5 protein-coding genes are annotated in these 5,406 nt (G+C 33.7%); 2 read left to right on the forward strand and 3 right to left on the reverse strand.

All coding sequences use genetic code 11. The annotated features are described in order from the left end of the window. Nucleotides 1-17: 17 nt before the first annotated feature. Complete coding sequence (gene fmt / locus ACFOUY_RS09200) at nt 18-926, reverse strand: methionyl-tRNA formyltransferase (RefSeq protein ID WP_378960212.1); 909 nt, start codon at nt 924-926, stop codon at nt 18-20. Between the two features lie 88 nt (nt 927-1,014). Between fmt and ACFOUY_RS09205 the strand changes: the two genes are divergently transcribed. After that, entirely contained in the window at nt 1,015-2,061 is a 1,047-nt protein-coding gene (locus tag ACFOUY_RS09205) for a DNA topoisomerase IB (RefSeq protein ID WP_378960213.1), read from the forward strand. A gap of 21 nt (nt 2,062-2,082) precedes the next feature. Here ACFOUY_RS09205 and ACFOUY_RS09210 read toward each other — a convergent pair whose 3' ends face one another. Beyond that, on the reverse strand, nt 2,083-2,289 hold the full coding sequence (locus ACFOUY_RS09210) for a hypothetical protein (RefSeq protein WP_378960214.1): 207 nt from the start codon (nt 2,287-2,289) through the stop codon (nt 2,083-2,085). Between the two features lie 116 nt (nt 2,290-2,405). Then, the gene (locus tag ACFOUY_RS09215; RefSeq protein WP_378960215.1) at nt 2,406-3,677 is read right to left on the reverse strand and encodes an exo-beta-N-acetylmuramidase NamZ family protein; all 1,272 of its coding nucleotides are present in this window, start codon (nt 3,675-3,677) and stop codon (nt 2,406-2,408) included. Nucleotides 3,678-3,847: 170 nt separating this feature from the next. On the opposite strand from ACFOUY_RS09215, the gene ACFOUY_RS09220 reads away from it, so the two are divergent. Then, nucleotides 3,848-5,068, forward strand: a complete 1,221-nt coding sequence (locus tag ACFOUY_RS09220) for an ABC transporter permease (RefSeq protein WP_378960216.1) — start codon at nt 3,848-3,850, stop codon at nt 5,066-5,068. Nucleotides 5,069-5,406: the final 338 nt, after the last annotated feature.

The raw sequence follows: 5,406 nt of genomic DNA on the forward strand, positions 1-5,406 counted from the left end.
CTAACAGGCTGAAAAAACTACAACCTCATTCCACGTAAAAAATCTTCAATCAACATTCGTTTTTTTCCTTCGTATTGAATATCCAAAAGTTTTATAAAACCATCTTTAGTAGCAAATTTTAAATAGGTTTTACCATCTGTTAAAAATCCACCGGCAGCAATTCCAGGCTCTTTATCTTCCAGCTCTGCTTTAAATACCTTAAGTGTTTTGTCATTTAGCAAGGTAAAAGCTTTTGGATATGGACTTAATCCTCTAATTAAATTATAAACTGTTTGCGATGAATTATTCCAATCTATTTTACAATCATCCTTAAATATTTTAGGGGCGTGTTTTAAAGTATCACTCTGTGGTTGAGGCTGTTCTGTAAAATTACCATCTGCAATTGCAGTAACTGTTTTAACCAGTAAATTAGCGCCAATAACCATTAATTTATCATGTAGTTCACCTGCTGTTTCATCATTAGCAATTGGGGTACTATCACTTAAAATTATATCTCCTGTATCAATAGTATGTGTTAAAAAGAAGGTTGTAACGCCACTTTCCTTTTCGCCATTTATAATTGCATGGTTAATTGGTGCAGCACCGCGATATTGAGGCAACAAAGAACCATGTAAGTTAATTGTGCCTTTTGCTGGCATGGCCCAAACCACTTCTGGTAACATTCTAAAAGCCACTACCACCTGCAAATCTGCCTGATATGATTTTAGTTCTTCCAAAAAATCAGGATTTTTTAGTTTCTCCGGTTGTAGAACCGGAATTCCTTTTTCTACAGCATATTTTTTTACTGCACTTTCATTAAGTTTTTGCCCGCGACCAGCAGGTTTATCAGGCGCCGTAATTACTGCAACCACATTAAAATTTGCTTGCACCAAAGCATCTAAAGAAGCAACTGCAAAATCGGGTGTACCCATAAAAACTATTTTCATAAGAAAGTGTTGTGTTAAAAAAAAAACGCGAATACTCGTGTTATGTTTTGCAAAATAACTAAAAATAAAATCATCCTTATAGATAAAAATGGTACAAGGCGAAGATGTTGTTAAAGCGAGCGGCTTGGTTTATGTAACCGATTCGGCACCTGGTTTTTATCGTAAAGGCAAACCAGGAAAATTTCATTACGAGGATAAAAAAGGACAGAAAATTACCGAGGAGAGACATCTCGACAGAATAAAAGCGTTGGTTATTCCACCAGCATGGCAAAATGTATGGATTGCCAGTAAACCGAATGCTTATTTACAAGTTACCGGAATCGATGCTGCTGGAAGAAAGCAGTATAAATATCATACAAAATGGACAAATCGTCGTTCTGAAGATAAATATTTTAGACTTTACGCTTTCGGTAAAACGCTCGCAGACGCCAGAAAAAAAATTGCAAAAGATTTAAAGCGTAAAGAACTAGACGAAAGAAAAGTGCTTGCTATTTCTGTAGATGTGCTTCAAAAAACATTAATTAGAGTTGGTAATGAGAATTACAAGCATTTGTATGGCTCTTTTGGCTTAACAACATTGAGAGATAAACATGTAAGGATTACCGGAAGTAAAATCAGCATGGATTTTATAGGCAAAAAAGGAGTAAGGCAAAATGTAGAACTTAATGACAGAAGCTTAGCTAAATTAGTTAAAAAATGTCGTGATATACCTGGGCAAGAGCTATTTCAATTTTATTCAAACGGAAAAGAACATAAAAGTATCGATTCTGGAAAAATTAACGCTTACATACGAGAAATAACTGGAAACGACTTTACTGCAAAAGATTTTAGAACCTGGGGCGGAACTTTAGAAGCTTTGCGTCAGTTTTCTAAATGCAGAGCTGATGGAAACATCGAGCTTAATACAAAAAAAACTGTTGTTTCGGTTTTGGATTGCGTAGCTAAAAAGTTGGGCAATACAAGAGCTGTTTGCAAGAGTTCTTACGTTTATCCACTTCTAATTACAGCTTACGAAAATGATGAATTAGATAAATATATTAAGAAAATGAACAATAAAAAAGCTATCGGAAAGTTAAGTTTAGAGCATGATGAGAAAGTCTTATTGTCTTTCTTAAAATCAACAGGAAGTAAATAAAAATTAATCAAAAGGCTCCAATTATTCTTTTGGAGCCTTTTTTATCGAGTGAACAGGTTGTTCCTCATTTTCTCTTTGTTTCGCAGGATTGTCTGTTTTAACAGGTTTATTTGGTGTTGTATCGTTAGGCTTTCTAACGGTTTTATTGTCTACTGGCTTTCTGCCTTTTGGTACTTCCTCCAAATAATTACTGCCTGGCTTATCACTTTTTATTTTTGGTCCGCTCATAATACAAATGATTGAATTTTGAATGATTATACAAGTAGAACATTCTGGTTTTAAACATTGTTTTAATTATCAGGATATTTACCGATTCAGTCATTCAAAATTCTCTCATTCAATCATTAATTATATAGCAAATATTTTTTACGCATGGTTTTGTAGGCGCTTAATCCTGGTTCCCAACTTGCTCTTATTTCCTTTTCACTTTTCCCATCAATAATTTGTTGTCTAAAATCAGCAACACCAACCAATTTCTCAATAGGCATTGTCTGATTACTCAATTTAGAATTAAAGAAATCTTCTTTTTTAGGCGAAGCTTTATATAATTGAATAACCCAATCTATGTTTATTTTTTTCTCTCTTCGTAAAATAGACGTATCATAATTTCTTAAATCTATTCCATAACATTCTTGATCTTTAAAGACTGGAGTTTCCGCCATTCCTTTAATTCCTGTTGGTGTATATGAAAATTTGTAAATGCCTTTTAAGTAAGGTGCGCCTATTATGGTAAACGGAAATTGTGTACCACGACCATGGTTAAGATAAATCCCTTCGAATAAGCAGGTAGAAGGATATAATAAAATAGATTGTTGTGTATTTAAATTTGGAGATGGTTTAACGGGTAAAGTATATTCCATATCATGGTTGTAATTGGCATTTTTTATAATTGTGATTTTGCATTTCACTTTATCTTTTAACCAACCTTCGCCATTAAGCATTTGCGCATATTCTCCAATGGTTAAACCATGAGCCATCGGAATTGGCTGTATTCCAATACCTGATTTAAATTTTGGTTCTAAAATTGGCCCATCAATTAAATAACCGTTAGGATTTGGGCGGTCTAAAATTAAAAGTTCTTTATTATTAGCTGCACATGCTTCCATTACGTGCTGCAAAGTATTAATGTAGGTGTAAAAACGAACGCCAACATCCTGGATGTCGAAAATCATAATATCGATATCGGCTAAATCTTCTGCAGTTGGTGTACTGTGTTTTCCATAAAGCGAAACCGCTTTAATACCCGTTTTCTCATCCACATCATCGCTAACTTTTACTCCAGCACTCGCATTTCCTCTAAAACCGTGCTCCGGACCAAAAATCTTCTGAATTTTAACACCAAGTTTTAATAAGCTATCTACAGCAGTTTCTTTCCCGATTATCGAAGTTGGGTTAACAACCATACCAACACGCTTACCTTTAAGTAATGGTAAATATTTCTCTGTTTGTTCTGCACCTGTTTTAATAGAACTTGCTAACACTTTACTTTCCTTAAGTAAGGTTTTACTGTTCATAGGTTCTTTTCCGTGAACTTCCTGTTCTAGAGATTTTGGTCCTTGTCCGCAAGCTGAAAGTGCTACTAAACTGGTTAAAGCAAAGCTGATATATGTTTTCATAGTTTTATTGTGGTAATCATTCAAATCTGTTTTTTCAATCAATTAAAACAATTTAGCACTTTTTTAATTATTGTTTACAGCGTATTGATTTTTTTACGATTGGTATTTATTTTCAAAAATGCCATTTTTAAAAAGGATTTAAGCATTTTTGCTACTACAAATTTATCAAATTGAATTTCGAATACTTCATAGCCGGGCGTATTGCCATAAAATCAGAAAGAACCTTTTCAAAGCTCATTGTGCGTATTGCAATTGCAGGCGTAATGTTGAGTTTAGCAGTTATGATTCTTTCTATAGCCATTATTAAAGGCTTTAAAACCGAAATTCAAGATAAAGTTAGAGGTTATTTGGGCGATGTACAAATTACCAGATATGATTTAAATAATTCTTTTGAGCACTCGCCTTTTGTTTTGGATAGCGCAACAGAAAAGCAATTAAGAACTAATTCCAATATCGAATATTTTTATCCTTTTGCTACAAAGCCAGCAATTCTTTCTGCAAACAACGAAATTGAAGGAATTAACTTTAAAGGCGTAGATAAGTCATATAACTGGGATTACATTAAGCAACATATCATCAGTGGTACAATTATCGATTTTTCTGATAGCCTCACAGCAATGCAGGAGCTGCTGATTTCAAACTACACTGCAAAACGATTAAAACTTAAAACTGGAGATGATTTCATCATGTATTTTGTTCAAAATCAATTACGGCCAAGGAAATTTAAAATCGTAGGCGTTTACGATATTGGGGTAGAAGACATAGATAAGGGTTTTGTTTTAGGCAACCTAAATATAGTAAAGCGTTTAAATAACTGGCAACCAAATGAAGTTGGCGGTATAGAAATCAGGATTAAAGATTTTAATAAATTAAAGCCAGTTGCCGATGATATTTTCGAAAAACTGCCTCAAAATCTCCGTTCGTATTCAATTAAAGAAAACTTTCCAAACATATTTACCTGGCTTGGCTTACTCGATGTTAATACGCGTGTTCTACTTATTTTAATGCTTATTGTTGGCGTTATAAATATGATTACAGCATTATTGATTATGATTTTAGAGCGAACAAATATGATTGGAATGCTAAAGTCGTTCGGAGCAAGTAACTGGAGTATCATGAAAATTTTCCTTTACAATGCAGCGTATTTAATAGGTATAGGCTTGTTGCTCGGTAATATTTTAGGTTTGGGTTTAGGCTTTTTCCAACAGGCAACGCACATATTTAAACTTGACCAAACCTCATATTTCCTGGCTTATGCACCAATCGAATTCCATTTTATCGATGTTTTGGCATTAAATGTAATAACAGTTGTAGTTTGTTTAACCGTTTTAATAATCCCATCACTATTAATTAGTAAGGTTTCGCCTTTAAAAGCAATCAGATTTAAATAGTATAAAATTCTTAGAAAAGCAGGTTTCGGTTCTTTTCGGCTCCGATAATCCTGCTTTCCATTTTCGCCCCGATCAAACCAGTGCCATAATGAAACATATCACAATGCAAATATTACAGATGGTTAAGTCGGGGGCTATCATTCCAATCAGTTTTCTTTAACAAATGATTTATGCAATTATTCTCGGCTAATCTCTAATTTAGCTGTTTTGGGTAATGTAGCATTGGTTAAATCGGATCAAGCAAAAAAGTTGGGGAGTTGAGAAGTTTATTTAATTTTGTACAACATTATTATTTTGGACACTTCAATACTATCTTTAATACTACCTGAAGGGTTAAC

Source organism: Pedobacter jamesrossensis (assembly GCF_042650905.1).
In the GTDB taxonomy this organism is placed as follows: domain Bacteria; phylum Bacteroidota; class Bacteroidia; order Sphingobacteriales; family Sphingobacteriaceae; genus Pedobacter; species Pedobacter jamesrossensis.

What these genes read in the sequence shown, in the direction of transcription:
- ACFOUY_RS09205 (WP_378960213.1), top strand. Translation starts at nt 1,015, where the DNA reads ATGGTACAAGGCGAAGATGTTGTTAAAGCGAGCGGCTTGGTTTATGTA.
- fmt (WP_378960212.1), bottom strand. Translation starts at nt 926, where the DNA reads ATGAAAATAGTTTTTATGGGTACACCCGATTTTGCAGTTGCTTCTTTA.
- ACFOUY_RS09215 (WP_378960215.1), bottom strand. Translation starts at nt 3,677, where the DNA reads ATGAAAACATATATCAGCTTTGCTTTAACCAGTTTAGTAGCACTTTCA.
- ACFOUY_RS09210 (WP_378960214.1), bottom strand. Translation starts at nt 2,289, where the DNA reads ATGAGCGGACCAAAAATAAAAAGTGATAAGCCAGGCAGTAATTATTTG.